Here is a 15819-nt window from a genome sequence, read left to right on the forward strand (position 1 = left end):
TTGAACTCGGCGCTGATGAGGTGCGTCAACTGCAAGCGATTCCTCTGCGTGGCAGCCTGCCAAGCGGCGTGCCGACTGACCCGACCGTCTACCGTTTCTACGAAATGATTCAGGTCTACGGCACCACGTTGAAGGCGTTGGTCCACGAGCAGTTCGGCGACGGCATCATCAGCGCCATCAACTTCAAGATGGACATCAAGAAAGTCGAAGACCCGGAAGGCGGCTCCCGCGCGGTGATCACGCTGGACGGTAAATTCCTGCCTTACCGCCCATTCTAATGCCCTCCGGCCCCAATGCCTGGCGTTTGCCAGGCATTGCCCTGATCTGCGAATTCGTTTTTGTGGCCCCTCTCCCAAACGCCCGCTGTCAATGCCGCTTTTCATAAACTGACGCGCCGCTGTTCCTGGATAAGATCGATCAATGCCCGCAGGCCAACCGGGATATGTCGATGGCCTGCGTAATAAAGCGACAACCCCGGCAGTGGTTTGGCCCATGATTGCAACACTTCGATCAGGCGACCCTCCCGGATATCGCCCTCCACATACCACCGCGGTACTTGCGCCAGCCCAAGCCCACTCCTCGCTGCTTCGAGCATCATCAGCGGCGCGTCCAGAATGAGCGGGCCTTGCACATCGATCATGACTGCCTTGTCATCTGCCCAGAACTCCCATGGCGAGGCGATCCCGCTGGGATACCGCGCGCGAATGCAGGGCAACGCTTTGAGATCCTCAAGCCGATGGGGTTTGGGGTAGGTAGAGAAGTACTCAGGGGACGCCACCACCGCGATCGCAATGCTGTCAGTGATCGGGACGCGAATCATATCTCCCGGAACTCGAGAGCTCAGACGCACCCCTGCGTCGAAGCCGTCTGCGACGATGTCCACCAGTTTTTCCTGCGTTGATATCTCAAGCGTCATGCCAGGATAGCGCGCCAGAAACTGGCGCATGAGGGGGTGGAACACCATCAGCGCGGCGCCGAGAGAGCTGTTTATTCGCAAGGTCCCGGTCGGTACCGGCTTGCGTTCCTGAAGCATCATCATGGCCGCATTGATGTTCGCCACGGCTGGCCGTATCTGTTCTACAAATCGCCGCCCAGCCTCAGTCAACGAAACGCTGCGCGTGGTGCGGTGAAAAAGACGTTCGCCGAGTCGTGCTTCCAGACCACGAAGGGCATTGCTCACCCCCGTGGTAGACATGTTCAGTTCGACGGCCGCGGCCCGAAAGTTCTGCTTGTCGGCCACTGCGAGTACGACTTCGAGTTCGACTAGACCCTGCTTATACATTGTCCCGGTTTTCCTGATAATTCATCCGTATTTGAACCCGTTATTTCGATTCTCTTCAACTGTTAGATTCGGCTACTCAAGCTCCTCACAAGAGACAAGTGCCATGTGGAATGTGAATCAGGCCTATATCGATGGGACATTCGTCGACGTTCAGGGCACCGAAACACTGCCCGTGATCAACCCAACTTCTGAGCAGGAGATAGGACAGCTCACCCTGGCCAACCGTGCAGACGCCGTCCTGGCCATTGAGGCGGCAAAGCGTGCTCAGCGATGGCTGGCCGTATCAAGCAAAGCTGAACGTATCGATATGTTGATGGCATTACAACAAGCCGTTCTTTCACATTCAGATCGCCTTCGTGAGTCGGCCATCGAAGAGTACGGCGGTGTGTTCGCCCGTACTCAATGGGTCAGTCAGTACGCGGCTCAGTGCTTCAAGAACATGGCGCAGGTGCTCGAGGGTTATGACCTGGTCAGAGAAATCGGTGGTGCGTCGGTCATCATGGAGCCTGTGGGCGTGGCGGCGTTAATCGCCCCTTGGAACAGTGTGGTCGGGACGGTCTGCAGCAAGCTGAGTTCCGCCATCGCCGCGGGCTGCGCGTCGGTCATCAAACCGAGTGAACTTAGCCCGATTCAGACTTACGTGCTCGCCACCGCCCTTCACGGCGCCGGGCTGCCGGAAGGGGTATTCAATATTCTGCTGGGGAGGGGGCACGACGTGGGCGACGAGCTAACGCGCAATCCCGATGTTGCCAAGATCTCGTTCACCGGCTCGACCCAGACGGGTAAACAGATAGCGCGCGCGGGTATTGAAACGATGAAACGGGTCAGTCTGGCACTGAGCGGGAAGTCCGCGACGCTGTTTCTGGATGACGTCGATCTGGCAACTGCCGTTCCGCTGGCAATCAACGCTGCGTTCATGAATAACGGACAGGCTTGTGTCGCAGGTTCGCGGCTACTTGTACCGCGAGCGCGTCTCGATGAGGTCATCCGGGCGGTGCAGGCGCACGTCGAAACACTGCGCGTCGGTGATCCGTACGACCCGCAAACCGTCATCGGGCCAGCCGTGAATCAAAGGCAGTACGAAAGGGTGCAGACCTACATTCGTCGGGGGCTGGAGGAGGGGGCGACACTCGTTTCAGGTGGCACGGGTCGACCGCAAACGTTGGAAAAGGGGTACTTCGTCAAACCCACTGTTTTCGCCAACGTTAGCGAGGACATGACAATCGCCAACGAAGAGATCTTCGGCCCGGTGCTTTCCATCATGGCGTACGATTCGCTCGAACAGGCCATCGCCATGGCCAATCGAAGCGATTACGGCCTTCAGGCTTATATCTTTTCCAGTGACACCGATTTGGCCCGGCGCGTTGCTTCACGGCTGGCAGTAGGAACAGTGCTGATCAACCGTTGCGCGACCGAACTGATGGCACCCTTTGGCGGCAGAAAGCAATCCGGGCTCGGTCGTGAGTTCGGGGTGTTCGGTCTTGAAGCCTTTTTGGAAACCAAGACGGTGGTCGCGGACGACTAATGCGCCGCCTTCAAAGGATTGTTGCGTGAGTGCAACATGCTTTGGTGATTTTGCCGTATTGCCAGATCACGGGGCTGAAAATAGAGTCAAGTCCAGAAAACAACAACAATGAGAACGCCCTCATGAGCTATTCAATGAAACAGATGTTCGACTGCATCGATGGTCAGGACCTCGACGGCTTTTTGAATTTTTTGGCGGATGATGCGGTTTTTCGTTTCGGCAACTCCCCCAGTATGAAGGGCAAGGACATCATCCGTGCCGGGGTAATGGGGTTTTATTCTCAGATTCATTCGCTCCGCCATGAAGTGACGGGCGAGTGGATCAACGGGAACGTCACCATCATCGAATTCGACAGCTTCTATAAGCGCCACGACGGGGTCGTGGTGGGTGTACCGTGCTGCGTTGTGCTGCGCTTCAACGATCAACGTCTCATTGAAGATTATCGAATCAACATCAATCTCGGCCCCGTTTTCGCTGATGCGCCAGAGCCCCACCTCATCGCGGCATGATTGTTTTGGTGTCACGTGCCTTTGTGTCCGGGGCGGTGGCGCTGGCCCCTCAGACGCCTTTTGGTCTAATACGCTAATCAAGGCGTTGTGATGAAAGACCTGAATTTGCTTTACACTTTCGAGGCCCTGTGGCGCGACCATTCGACGTCAATTGCGGCGCAGAATCTAGGGGTCACTCAATCGGCGGTCAGCGGCAGTCTTAAACGCCTGCGCCAGAGCTATGGGGATCGTCTCTTCACCTTGGTGGGTCGGCGGATGGAGCCGACCCCCTTCTGCGTGCAGATCGCAGGGCCTTTGCTCGAGTCCCTCAATCTTATCCGTGCGGCGGAACGTCAAAGGGTCGATTTCGACCCTGCACGGTGCCGCGAAACCTTTACCTTCCGAATGCTCGACGTGGGCGAGGTGGTGTGTCTGCCGCCCATCCTCAGGCAGTTGGCCCTTCATGCCCCGTTGGCAAGGCTCAATACCGTCGGCGGTGCAATGGACGAAACCCTGACAGGTCTGGCGACAGGCAGAGTGGACCTGGCGTTGGGGTACTTGCCTTCCCTGCAGACCGATATCCATCGCCTGCCAGTGTTCTCTCAACATTACGTCTGCGCCATACGCCGCGAACACCGCCTGGCGGATCAGGAGCTGACCCTCTCGCGATACCTTGCCTGCGATCACGTGGTGGTGGAAACGGTGGGGATCAGTAATCAGGCAGTCGAGCGTGCGCTGGTCGACGCCGGGGGCAGGGGATGTATCCGGATGCGGGTGCCCCATCACCTGTCCAGTGCTCATCTCGTGCTACAGAGTGACATGGTGTGGACCTTGCCCGTCGCGTTGGGGAGAACCTTGGCGCAGTTTTATCCGCTAGTGATCAAGCCCGTGCCGCTGCACATTCCGTCTTTCGACATTGACCTGTACTGGCACGACCGATTTCATCGCGATCCGTTGAACAAATGGTTGCGAGAGATGGTGAGCGGTGTACTCAAGCGTCAGCAAGCAGAGTGGCAGTGATTACGCGGCCGTGTCCTTCATCAAGGTCCCAGCCTTGATGACTTCCGGCAGATGCAGGCCGAGGTAATCAATCACACTGCGGACCGAAGGCAGCATGCCTTTGGGTTTGGGGTAAACCAGATGAATGAGGTGTGACGGCCCGGCCCAGGCAGGCATCACGGCTTCCAGCGTGCCGGATCGAACAGCCTCAACGACAATCGGCTCAGGCAGCATGGCAATGCCCAGTCCGTTCACGGCAGCGTCCAGCTGCATGCTCAGATCATCCGAGATGAGGCAGGGTGTATGCGCCAGCAGAATTTCATGGTGCTCTGGGTCATGAAGCAACCAGCGCCCCGATCCGTCATGCATGTCAGCAGGCAGACACAGGGTCGGCAGGCTGGACAGCGCTTTTATCGACGCAGGTCGTCCCGTTCGATCCAGCAACGCAGGGCTCCCCACGAGAATTCGCCTGGCGGTGCCAAGCGTCTTCGCCACCAGCCCCCCGGTGTCTTCGATATGCGTCAACGCCCGCAATGCGATATCGATGCGTTCTTCGTACAGATCAACCTCTCGATCTACCGCCGTGACCTCCAGCCGCACTTTGGGATACGCCAGCATGTAACTGGGCAGCAACGGCGACAGGTAGGCGCGGGCCATCAATTGGGGGCAGCTCAAACGCACTAGCCCGACCGGTTCACGACGCAGGTGTTCAACGCTTTCGAAAGCCGTTTGCGCACCGTCCACGACCGCTTGGCTCAGGTTGTAAAAGTGCTGGCCGGCTTCGGTTAAAGAGACCTGTCGAGTCGTACGGTGTAACAGGCGCGCACCGATGTGTTTTTCCAGCAGTGCGATGTGACGGCTGAGCAGGGTCTTTTCGATACCGCTTGCCCGTGACGCCGGCGAAAACCCCCCGTGCTTGACCACCAGTACGAAGTAATAGAGATCGTTCAAATCATTCATTGAAAGCCCTTTTTATTATAGGCGCCCGTAGTCTGCCCAGGATCGGCCATGCAAATCATACACAGATTATTGGTGCATAGGCGCAACAGTCTTTAGCGAATTCTTTGGCTAGTCATCAAACTGACCGCTGCTTAAAGTTCAGATGTCACTTGGCTTACTACCGCGAAGTGAACGTGAAAAATGGCAGTCATGGTTGTGAATCAGCAAACTAATGCAGTGCATTAGCCTTGGTTCATAACGAGATGAATAACAAAAATGTGGCCAGTGGAAACATGTCATGAGCGAATTGACGCAGCGTAATATAATTGTCACCGGTGCCTCCGGCGGCATTGGCCGAGCCTCGGTCAGTGCATTCGCAACCGCCGGCGCAAGAGTCATCGTTATGGATCGCGACATTGCAGGCCTCGAAGACTTGGTCGAGAACGTGTTGGCCAGTGGCGGCGCAATCCACGCCATTCCCTGCGACGTAACCGATGAGGCCGCTGTTGCCTCCGCCGTCGCCGAAGTGGTCAGCGCATTCGGCGCACTGCATGGCGCCTTCAACAACGCCGGCATCGAGCAAAGTCATTTACCCCTCCACGAAATCTCCGCTGAAGCCTGGGACCGAATCATTAAAGTCGATCTCACTGGCGTATTTTTCTGCATGAAGCATCAGATCCGCGCGATGCTGGAGACGGGCGGTGGCTCCATCGTCAATACGGCATCCGCGTTGGGTGCCGTAGCCATTGCGGCTGCCTCCGACTATATCGCTGCCAAGCATGGCGTGCTCGGCCTCACTAAAGCGGCCGCAGTCGACTACGGCCCGCACAATATCCGCGTCAACGCCATCTTGCCGGGCATTATCGAGACGCCGATGATTCTTCGTCTAAGCCAGGAAGACAACTTCGCCAATCAATTTCAGGCACTGCGTGAACGTCACCCCATCGGTCGATTTGGCAAACCGGAAGAAGTGGCGGCCGCCGCACGCTGGTTGCTCTCAGATGCTTCCAGTTTTGTGACCGGAACGTCCCTGTCGGTAGACGGCGGTTATCTCGCTATTTGAATACCACTGTCCGATCCCCATCGGCCCGGTAAAGCAGCAGGCAGTCACGCTCCTCCAGTGATTGCGAACTTCGATAACAAAAAGGTGAGCAACATGATTAATGTCAGTAAACGACTGGAAGTGAATCCAGCGGGTGAAGTCAAATTGACACGCGCGCAGGTCTGGGATGGCTTGGTACAAAAAGCGAGGAACCCGATCGGTTACGTTAAACCGATGGAAAGCTGTACGTTGGTGGAGGAAGCGGAGGGGGGCAGTCCTTTCATTCGTGAAGTTCGTCTGCACGGCGAAACGCTGCAAGAGCTGATTACGTTATTTCCCCAGGAACGTGTCGAGTTTGTCCGTCTGTCTGGCGGGGCACGGGGCATCATTAAAAACATTATTGAAGAAGAAAACGGCACGCTGTATTTGCGCTTCATCTTTACTTTCTCTCTGGAAGGCGTCAAAGCAGGAAGTGCTGAAGAGAAAGTATTCGCCGATGGCATGGAAAACTCGTATTGCGAAGCGGTCAACACCACACTGGGTAAAATTCGCGCACAAAGTGTCGCTTAATACCGCCGTTTAAATGCGCGCTTGTAAAGCGTAAACCGCGCCCCGCGTTTAGATCCACTTGCACACTTTAAGTGGGTGAGTCGGACGCCCTTTGTTTCCGTTCAGCCTGCGGTGGTTGTGTGATTGAGAACAGCCGCAGGCCACGGAACAACGATTGACTGTCCAGTAAAGGAGTAAGTCATGAGTGATCGTCTTGAAGGCAAAGTCTGCATCATCACCGGCACGGGTGGGTCGATGGGCCGCGCCGCCGCATTAATGTTCGCCCGTCAGGGCGCCAAGGTCGTGGGCTGTGACATCCATCCCGAATCAGCTGAATCCACAGTAGCAGAAGTCAAGGCCGCCGGAGGTGAGATGGTCTCTTTGAGTCATTGCGACCTGACGAATACTGCGCAGTGCAAGGCGCTAGTCGATCTGGCGGTGTCGAGCTTCGGCCAGGTGGATGTGTTGTTCAACAACGCCGCGATGGCTTACTTCGGTTGGGTCGACCAGATTTCCGATGACGACTGGCACAAGACCATCGATCAGGAGTTGAACCTGGTCTTTCATCTGGTGCGCGCTGCCTGGCCGGAACTGATCAAACGGCCGGGTGCTTCGATCATCAATACGGCGTCTGTTTCCGCTTGGTCGACCTACAAGATGCTACCCGGTATCGCCCATTCCGCTGCCAAGGGCGCGATTCTGGCCATGACCCGACAGTTGGCCATGGAAGGCCGTGTTCACGGCCTGCGCGCCAACAGTATTTCTCCAGGGCTGATCGAGACCAAGCAAACACTTCCGCTTCTGCAGGACCCTGAGTGGGTCGATGTGATGATCGGCAAGATCATGCTCGGTCGTATCGGTAAGCCCGAAGAAGTCGCCGCCACTGCCTTGTTTCTCGCCTCGGATGAGAGTTCGTTCATTACCGGCGCTGATATCAAGATCGACGGCGGAACCACGGCCTGGTGACGGGTAACCATTTAAAACAGCTTTGCGGAAAGCTGAGCGATACCGATTAAAAAAAACAGACAGTTTCTTCCTGATCCAAAGCACTTATAAAAACTAAGTTGGTGAAGAACATGACGAATAGAACAATAACAATGACTGTTAATGCCATCGAGTGCACGGCACAACAAGAACCCGTCCAACAATACAGGGCGGTGGCCTATGCCGTCATCACAGCCATAGCCACGTTCGGCACACCCATGGCGCGGGCGTTTGAGTTCAACACCGGGGTCGAAGACCTGAAGGTTCGGTGGGACAACACGCTCAAATACAGCGCCGCGTGGCGCGTCAAGGATCAGTCCTCGAAACTGACCGGCGACGCCAACCAGGATGATGGGGATAGGAACTTCGACAAAGGCCTTATTTCCAACCGCGTCGACATTCTTTCCGAGCTCGACGTGACGCGGAACAACGTTGGGATGCGCGTCAGCGGCGCAGGTTGGTATGACTCTGTCTACAACCAAAGCAATGACAACGACTCTCCGTTCACCAACAACTCCACCTCGGCATCCTACGATCATTTCACCTCTGAAACCCAGAAACTGCACGGTCGTAAGGCTGAACTGCTGGACGCGTTCGTCTTCGGCAAAACCGACATCGGCGAGATGCCTGCGACCATCCGTGTTGGTCAACACACTGTCCTGTACGGCGAAAGCCTCTTTTACGGTGCGAACGGTATTGCGGGCGGGCAGGCTCCGGCCGATATCGTCAAGCTGCTTTCCGTCCCCGGTACGCAATTCAAAGAGCTGGTGCGTCCGGTCCCTCAGATTTCCGGTCAAATCCAGCTGCGCGACAACCTGGCGCTCGGCGCCTACTACCAGTTGCACTGGGAGAAAGATCGGCTGCCGGCGGCGGGCAGCTATTTTTCCACCGTGGATCTACTTGACGACGGCGGCGACAGCATTTTGGCCGGGCCAGGGAGTCGTTTCATTCGCGGCAAGGACAAAGACGCGAAGGACTCGGGGCAGGGTGGTCTGCAGCTGCGCTGGCGGCCAGAAAACATCGATGCCGAATTTGGCCTCTACGCCATCCAGTACAACGCCAAGAGCCCGGTGGTTCATAGCAACCTGAGCCCGTCATTCGCGCCGACGACGTACGAGTTGGTGTATCCCGAAGACATCAGGGCGGTGGGGGCGAGCTTCAGTACCACCGTAGGTGATACCAACGTCGCCGGTGAGTTCTCGGTGCGGGACAATATGCCGCTGGTGCCTGCCGCAGGTGCGGTGACCGTGTTCCCCGGCCAGGAAGCCAACAACGGCCACCACCCGCTGTACCCGGTTGGCCGTACGGCTCATGGTCAGGTGTCCTGGATCGGTCTGCTCGATGCGGGCCCGCTCTGGGAAGGTGGCAGCTTTATCGGTGAAGTCGCATGGAACCGCCGTCTGAGCGTGACCAAGAATGCCGATGCGCTGGACCCCAACTCAACGCGCGATGCCGGTGCGATCCGGATGATCTTCGAACCGGCCTATTACCAGGTCCTCGATGGTGTCGATATTACCGTACCGATCGGTGTGGGTTATGGCCTGTTCGGTAAGTCCTCAGTGATCAACCCGGGCTTCAGCGTCAACCACGGTGGTGATTACAGCTTCGGCGTCAAGGCCGACTACCTGAAAACCTGGAAATTCAGCCTGATGTACACCGGCTTCTTCGGTGGCGAGGGAACCAGTGTCGAACCGGCCAACTCGCCCGTTCAGGCCTATTCGTACGGTCAGTCCCTCAAGGACCGCGACTTCATCGCGTTTTCAGTCCAGCGTTCGCTCTAGCTATAAAAACAAGTTCAGCAGGAGATTTCGAAATGCAAGCGAAACACACGTTGTTATGCCTCGCGATGTGGAGCGTCGTGTTCTCGGCGCCCCACGTTCTGGCCGCCGTTTCTGCAGATGAAGCGGCCGCACTGAAAAGCACATTGACGCCGATGGGCGCGGAAAAGGCCGGTAACAAGGATGGCACCATCCCGGCCTGGACCGGCGGATACACCACAGTGCCAGCAGGTTACAAGAATGGCGACGCGCGACCTGACCCGTTCGCCAGTGAAAAGCCGTTGTACAGCATCACCGCGAAGAATATGGACACCTACGGCGACAAGCTCAGCGACGGCATCAAGGCCATGCTGAAAAAGTACCCGGATACTTATCGTCTGGACGTCTACCCGACTCACCGTACGGCCGCTGCGCCGCAGTGGGTGTATGACAACACGTTCGCCAACGCCACCCGTGCCCACCTAAAGGACGGCATCTGGGTCGATGGCGCCTATGGCGGTGTTCCATTCCCGATTCCGAAGAACGGCGCCGAGGCCATGTGGAACCACAAGCTGACGTGGGTCGGCGAGGCGACCTCTTACGCCTTCAACAACTACGTCGGCACGCCTGACGGCAAGTTGGTGTTGTCAGTGCGCGGCTACAACAAAGCCATGTACCCGTACTACAAAAAGGACGGCTCGCTGGAGACATTCAAGGGGCAGACCGAATTGCTGCGCGTCTGGATGACCGATCCCCCCATCAAGAATGGCGAGCAATTCGTGCTCATCGACTCGGTCAATAAACCGCGTCAGGCGTGGCAATACCTGCCGGGTCAGCGCCGGGTGCGCAAGGCGCCCACTCTCGGCTATGACACGCCGTCGGACGTCAACTCGGGCATGGAATACTACGACGAATCCTACATTTTCCTGGGCGACCTGGACCGCTATGACTGGAAACTGGTTGGGAAGAAGGAGTTGTACATTCCCTATAACAACAACAAATTTCTGCAAAAAGATGTGTCAATCGAAAAGCAGTTGATGCCTCATCACGTCAACCCCGATTCAACCCGCTGGGAGCTTCATCGCGTGTGGGTTGTGGAAGCGAACCTCGCTGCCGGCAAACGCCACGTGGTGCCCAAACGTCGCTACTACCTGGACGAAGACACCTGGGGGGCGGTCCTGGCCGATGGTTGGGATGGTCAAGGGCAACTGTGGCGCACCCAGATCGCGTTGCCTTTCCTGATGATGGACGGCCCGTTCGTGTTCCCGAACATCCAGTGGTCTACCCATAACTTGCAGACGGGTGGCTGGAGCGGTGTCGGGGCGACGAACTGGAGCGATCCTTCCTACACCTACCACTTCAAGATGTTGAACGACGTCAAGACGGCAGACTTCACCCCCGAAGCCATGTCGGGGGAGGGTGTCCGTTAAGGCGCGCAATGGCCGAGAGCCGTCAAGGGACTCTCGGTCGTTGTTTTTTTGTGAATGAGCTCTTTTCGTCCGGACGTGCGAGATGCAACGGCTGATGATTGCGCTACTGCCACGGCGGGTTTCAGGCCGACGCCCTATCTGACTTGGTCGAGTTTCAGCGTGGGGAGCAACGTCAGATAAAAATTATAAAAAGCTGGAGAAGGTCTATGCGTGCGAATCGAATGGTCTGTGGTGTCATCACAGCCGCGTGTTTATGGGGCTGTGCTTTGTTTGCTCAGGCCACGGTGCCTGGCGTCCTGGAGCGACCTTCCCAGGTTTCGCCTCATGCTCAGAACGCGGTACTGGTAGCGATCACTGCAACGCCCAAACGTTTGGTGGCGGTCGGCGAGCGAGGCATCGTGGTGCTCTCGGATGATAACGGCGCGACTTGGCGTCAAGCGAACGTGCCCGTGAGCGTGACGCTGACAGCGGTTCAGTTCGTGAGCGACAAAGAAGGCTGGATCGTGGGCCACGGCGGCGTGCTGTTGCACAGCCAGGACGGCGGAGAAACCTGGTCCAGGCAACTGGACGGTGTATCACTGGCCCAACTGCTGGTGCGGGCGTCCGAGGCGCGCCAGCAAAGCAAGGAAGGTGATCCTGACGAACTGGAGCGCGAGGCCAAAGCTGCGCAACTGATGGTCAAGGACGGACCGGACAAACCGTTCCTCGATGTGTACTTCAGCAACGAGCGCACCGGCTACATCATCGGCGCGTACAACCTCATTCTACGGACCGACGATGGCGGCAAGACCTGGCGGCCCTGGCAGTCCCATGTCGACAATGCGATGGGCTTGCACCTCTATGCCATCCGCGGCAGCGGTCCGAACCTTTATCTCGTCGGCGAGCAAGGCAGCGTCTTTCACTCCGACGACGACGGTGGCCATTTCGTGCCGGTCGAGACCCCGTATCAAGGCAGTTATTTCAACCTGCTCGTCGAATCCTCTGACAAGCTGATCATCAGCGGCCTGCGCGGCAGCGCGTACCGTACCGACGACCGGGGTGCGCAGTGGACAAAGATCGATATCCCCTCCGGTGCTTCTATTACCGGCAGTGTGCGGCTCAAGGATGGAAGTCTCGTACTGGTCAATCAATCGGGGCAACTGCTGATCAGCCAGGACAAGGGCAACAGTTTTCAACTGTCACCGCTCAAGCAACTCCCGCCGTTGGCGGGCGTCACTCAATCGGCTGATGGAAGCCTGGTTGTGGTCGGAATGCGTGGCGTCACCCGAATCAGTCTTGCCAGCGTCATCGGGAGTACGAAATGAAACCAGATACCCCATCTCACATTCAGCCTCCCGTCTGCAGCCTGGGCGATTTCGATAAAAAATCCGGGTCCTGGCTGGAACGTTTGTTCTTCAATAATCGCATCATGGTATTGGCCGTCTGTCTGCTAGTGACGCTGGTACTGGCTTTCGAAGCAACGAAGTTGCAGCTCAATGCCGACTTCGAAAAAATGATCCCGACCAACCACCCCTACATCGCCGAGTACCTCAAACATAAAGGCGACATGAAAGGCTTCGGCAATGCTGTGCGTATCGCAGTGGAAGCCAAAGACGGGACTATCTTCAGCTCGGCGTACCTGGAAACGCTCAAAGCGCTCAATGATGAAGTGTTTCTGACTCCCGGTGTTGATCGCCCCTTCATGAAGTCGCTATGGACGGCGAACACCCGTTGGCTGGGGGTGACCGAAGACGGCCTCGATGGCGGCCCGGTGATCCCGGATAACTATGACCAATCGGCCGAAAGCATTGCACAGACGCGCACGAACGTTGAGCGTTCCGGAGATGCCGAGCAACTGGTGGCCTCGGACTACAAATCAAGCATTATCTTCGTACCGTTGTTGGATACCAATCCTGCTACCGGCAAGGCGCTGGACTACCGCCAGCTTTCTGATCAGCTCGAAGGACTGCGTGAAAAGTATCGCGCCCAAGGTGTTGAGTTGCACATCACCGGTTTTGCGAAAGTGGTGGGCGATTTGATCGACGGCATCCGCCAGGTGCTGATGTTTTTCGTGTTGACCATCGTTATCGCAGGCGCAGCGGTGTTCTGGTATACCCGCTGCATCCGTAGCACGCTGCTGGTGGTGGCGACATCGCTGGTAGCGGTGACCTGGCAGTTGGGTCTGCTGCCTTTGCTCGGCTTCGAGCTGGACCCTTATTCCATACTCGTTCCCTTTCTGGTCTTCGCTATCGGCATCAGCCACGGCGCCCAGAAAATGAACGGAATCATGCAGGACGTGGGTCGGGGAATGCACAAGCTGGTCGCCGCACGTTACACCTTCCGTCGTCTGTTCATGGCCGGGCTAACGGCGCTGCTATGCGATGCGGTGGGTTTCGCGGTGCTGCTGGTCATCAACATTCGCGTGATCCAGGAGCTGGCGATTACCGCCAGTATTGGCGTCGCAGTGTTGATCTTCACCAACCTGATCCTGCTGCCAGTGCTTCTGAGTTTTACCGGCGTCAGCGCCCGAGCTGCGCAGCGCAGCATGCGTGACGAGGCGGGCGAGGCTGCGGGGGCGCAGAAGCATGTGGTGTGGCGTTTCCTTGACCTGTTCACCGAGCGTAAATGGGCCACCGTCGCCGTGCTGGTGTCGCTGGTTTTGGGCATTGGCGGCTTCCTCGTAAGCCTGCACTTGAAAGTCGGTGACCTTGATCCCGGTGCGCCAGAGCTGCGCAGTGACTCACGCTACAATCAGGACAATGCGTTCATGGCCAACGCCTATTCGGCGAGCAGTGACGTGCTGGTGGTGATGGTTGAAACCGCTAACGATCAGTGCACTTCCTACAAGACTCAGTCGCTGGTTGATACGCTGGAATGGGAGCTGCATGACGTAGACGGTGTAGAGGGCACCAACTCCCTGCCATTGCTCAGTCGTCGTATCACGGTGGGTATGAACGAAGGCAACCCGAAGTGGTACGAACTGGTGCCTAACCAATGGACTTTGAATACGGTGGCAAACCGTACCCCTCGTGAAATCTTCAACCAGGGCTGCAACCTGCTTTCACTGTTCGTCTACCTGGAAGACCATAAAGCCGACACTCTGACCCGCGTGGTGGACAAGGTCGAAGTGTTCGCCGCAAAAAACAATACGGACGACGTGAAGTTCCTGCTCACGGCAGGTAATGCCGGCATCGAGGCTGCGACCAACATCGTGGTCAAGAAGGCCAGCCATGAGATGTTGCTCTGGGTCTACGGAGCGGTGATTTTGCTGTGCTTCATTTCTTTCCGGTCCTGGCGTGCAGTGATTTGCGCAGTTGTGCCACTAGCGTTGACGTCGATTTTGGCGGAAGCGCTGATGGTCTCCCTCGGCATGGGTGTGAAGGTCGCGACCCTGCCGGTCATCGCGCTAGGGGTGGGGATTGGCGTGGACTATGCGCTGTACGTGTTGACGATTGTGTTGGGACAGTTGCGTCAGGGCGCAAGCCTTTCGGAAGCGTACTACCGTGCGCTGACCTTCACCGGCAAGGTGGTGATGCTGACCGGGGTGACACTGGCGCTGGGCGTCGCCTCCTGGGCGTTTTCGCCCATCAAGTTTCAGGCCGACATGGGCATCCTCCTGGCCTTCATGTTCATCTGGAACATGCTGGGTGCACTCATTCTGCTGCCTGCTCTGGCGTATTTCCTGCTACCGCGAAACAGCGTTTCTGTCGACCAGGCATCCGCTGAAGACATCCTCGCGAAGGAATTACGCAATGTCTCCCACGGCAGCGATTGTGCCAGGCATCAACGTTCTTCGCGGGCAATGAGCCTGTAACAACCTTCTTGTGTTCGCTCCTCTTTGAACCGCCCATTCGTTGATCGAGTGGGTTTTTTTATGTCCAACTGCAGGCAGTGGACGCAAATCAAGCACGCCGCCGGCCTCCAGCCGCAGACATGCAGGGTCCTCAAGATCGTTCGAGTCGCTGCACGCCAGAAAAAAAGGGCGACCCGCGAGGGTCGCCCTTTTTCATAACACACATGGCAATCAATCAATCACGCAGTGCCAACAACCGATGGGCGCGGGCTATCACCGGGGCGTCGATCATGGCGCCATCGAGCCTGAACGCACCCCGGCCATCACACGCTGCGATCACGCGTTCGGCCCAGTCCAGATCTGCCTCGCTTGGGCGCAGTGCCGCGTGCACGACAGCCACTTGCTTCGGGTGAATACACAGTAAACCGGCGAAGCCCATATCCGCTGCTGCGCGTGCCGCCTGCTCTAGACCTGCGGCGTTATCGATGCTGGGGACGACGCTTTCGAGCGGCATCGCCAAGTCTGCCAGTCGGCTATGAAGGAGCAGTTCATAACGCACATGGTCGAGCATGCGCTCAGCGCCCTGGCTGCCTTCAATCAGTCCCAGATCCAGACCCAGATCGAGCCGCCCGTAAGTCAGCAGTAACACGCCGGAGGTCTTGGCCATGGCGGGCAAGGCGGCCAGTCCGAGTGCGCTTTCAATGATGGGAATCACCGACTTGCCGGTGTCCACGGCGTGTTGAACCTGGGCCCGACTTTCGGCCTTTGGCAGAAAAATGCCCTCAACGCCGCTATGACGGCAGGCTTGAAGGTCGTTGTCGTGCTCAACATGGCTGGCCATGTTGACACGCACCCACACCCGCGCCTCGGGGGTATTGTCGAGAAAAGCAAGGAGATGCTCCCGCGCCTGAATCTTCTGGCTTTCCTCGACGGCGTCTTCGAGGTCGACGATCACCACGTCAGCGCCGCTGGCAAGCGCCTTGGCGAAGCGTTCCGGGCGGTCACCTGGAACGAAGAGTGCAGAGCGTATCGTTTTATGTTCCATGGGGTTC

Annotated in this window: 14 protein-coding genes; 11 read left to right on the forward strand and 3 right to left on the reverse strand. The window is 57.3% G+C overall.

Features of this window, described 5'->3' with window-relative positions:
- The coding region (gene cynS / locus BMY73_RS24095; RefSeq protein ID WP_139214274.1) for a cyanase at window positions 1-278 on the forward strand (278 nt) is incomplete at its 5' end.
- A 101-nt stretch (window positions 279-379) separates the two neighbouring features.
- Here cynS and BMY73_RS24100 read toward each other — a convergent pair.
- Window positions 380-1282, reverse strand: coding sequence for a LysR family transcriptional regulator (locus BMY73_RS24100; RefSeq protein WP_092410250.1), 903 nt, complete (start codon window positions 1280-1282; stop codon window positions 380-382).
- A 103-nt stretch (window positions 1283-1385) separates the two neighbouring features.
- Between BMY73_RS24100 and BMY73_RS24105 the strand changes: the two genes are divergently transcribed.
- The 3 genes from BMY73_RS24105 (at window position 1386) to BMY73_RS24115 (ending at window position 4315) form a co-directional block, all read left to right on the forward strand.
- Window positions 1386-2807, forward strand: coding sequence for an aldehyde dehydrogenase family protein (locus BMY73_RS24105; protein WP_092410252.1), 1422 nt, complete (start codon window positions 1386-1388; stop codon window positions 2805-2807).
- Window positions 2808-2836: 29 nt separating this feature from the next.
- A complete protein-coding gene (locus tag BMY73_RS24110) occupies window positions 2837-3316 on the forward strand; it encodes a nuclear transport factor 2 family protein (RefSeq protein WP_139214275.1) in 480 nt (159 codons plus the stop codon).
- A 90-nt stretch (window positions 3317-3406) separates the two neighbouring features.
- A complete protein-coding gene (locus BMY73_RS24115; RefSeq protein WP_092410256.1) occupies window positions 3407-4315 on the forward strand; it encodes a LysR family transcriptional regulator in 909 nt (302 codons plus the stop codon).
- Here the strand turns inward: BMY73_RS24115 and BMY73_RS24120 are convergent, their stop codons facing one another.
- Window positions 4316-5254, reverse strand: coding sequence for a LysR family transcriptional regulator (locus BMY73_RS24120; protein WP_092410258.1), 939 nt, complete (start codon window positions 5252-5254; stop codon window positions 4316-4318).
- 277 nt (window positions 5255-5531) lie between these two features.
- Between BMY73_RS24120 and BMY73_RS24125 the strand changes: the two genes are divergently transcribed.
- The 7 genes from BMY73_RS24125 to BMY73_RS24155 all read left to right on the forward strand — a co-directional run bounded on the left by BMY73_RS24125 (window position 5532) and on the right by BMY73_RS24155 (window position 14788).
- Entirely contained in the window at window positions 5532-6296 is a 765-nt protein-coding gene (locus BMY73_RS24125) for an SDR family NAD(P)-dependent oxidoreductase (protein WP_092410260.1), read from the forward strand.
- Window positions 6297-6389: 93 nt separating this feature from the next.
- Complete coding sequence (locus tag BMY73_RS24130; protein WP_092410323.1) at window positions 6390-6845, forward strand: SRPBCC family protein; 456 nt, start codon at window positions 6390-6392, stop codon at window positions 6843-6845.
- Between the two features lie 180 nt (window positions 6846-7025).
- The gene (locus tag BMY73_RS24135; protein ID WP_092410262.1) at window positions 7026-7790 is read left to right on the forward strand and encodes an SDR family NAD(P)-dependent oxidoreductase; all 765 of its coding nucleotides are present in this window, start codon (window positions 7026-7028) and stop codon (window positions 7788-7790) included.
- A 131-nt stretch (window positions 7791-7921) separates the two neighbouring features.
- Window positions 7922-9589: a DUF1302 domain-containing protein gene (locus tag BMY73_RS24140; RefSeq protein WP_092410264.1), complete on the forward strand. Its 1668-nt coding sequence runs from the start codon at window positions 7922-7924 to the stop codon at window positions 9587-9589.
- Between the two features lie 32 nt (window positions 9590-9621).
- Window positions 9622-10995 (forward strand): DUF1329 domain-containing protein, encoded by a 1374-nt coding sequence (locus tag BMY73_RS24145; protein WP_092410266.1) that lies wholly within the window; start codon window positions 9622-9624, stop codon window positions 10993-10995.
- 206 nt (window positions 10996-11201) lie between these two features.
- Complete coding sequence (locus BMY73_RS24150; protein ID WP_218190171.1) at window positions 11202-12299, forward strand: WD40/YVTN/BNR-like repeat-containing protein; 1098 nt, start codon at window positions 11202-11204, stop codon at window positions 12297-12299.
- Complete coding sequence (locus BMY73_RS24155; protein WP_092410268.1) at window positions 12296-14788, forward strand: efflux RND transporter permease subunit; 2493 nt, start codon at window positions 12296-12298, stop codon at window positions 14786-14788. The genes BMY73_RS24150 and BMY73_RS24155 overlap by 4 nt, the downstream gene beginning before the upstream one ends.
- Window positions 14789-15002: 214 nt before the next feature.
- Here BMY73_RS24155 and BMY73_RS24160 read toward each other — a convergent pair whose 3' ends face one another.
- Window positions 15003-15812, reverse strand: a complete 810-nt coding sequence (locus BMY73_RS24160; RefSeq protein WP_092410270.1) for an HpcH/HpaI aldolase/citrate lyase family protein — start codon at window positions 15810-15812, stop codon at window positions 15003-15005.
- Window positions 15813-15819 lie beyond the last annotated feature (7 nt).

Source organism: Pseudomonas sp. NFACC02, from assembly GCF_900110765.1.
Classification (GTDB): domain Bacteria; phylum Pseudomonadota; class Gammaproteobacteria; order Pseudomonadales; family Pseudomonadaceae; genus Aquipseudomonas.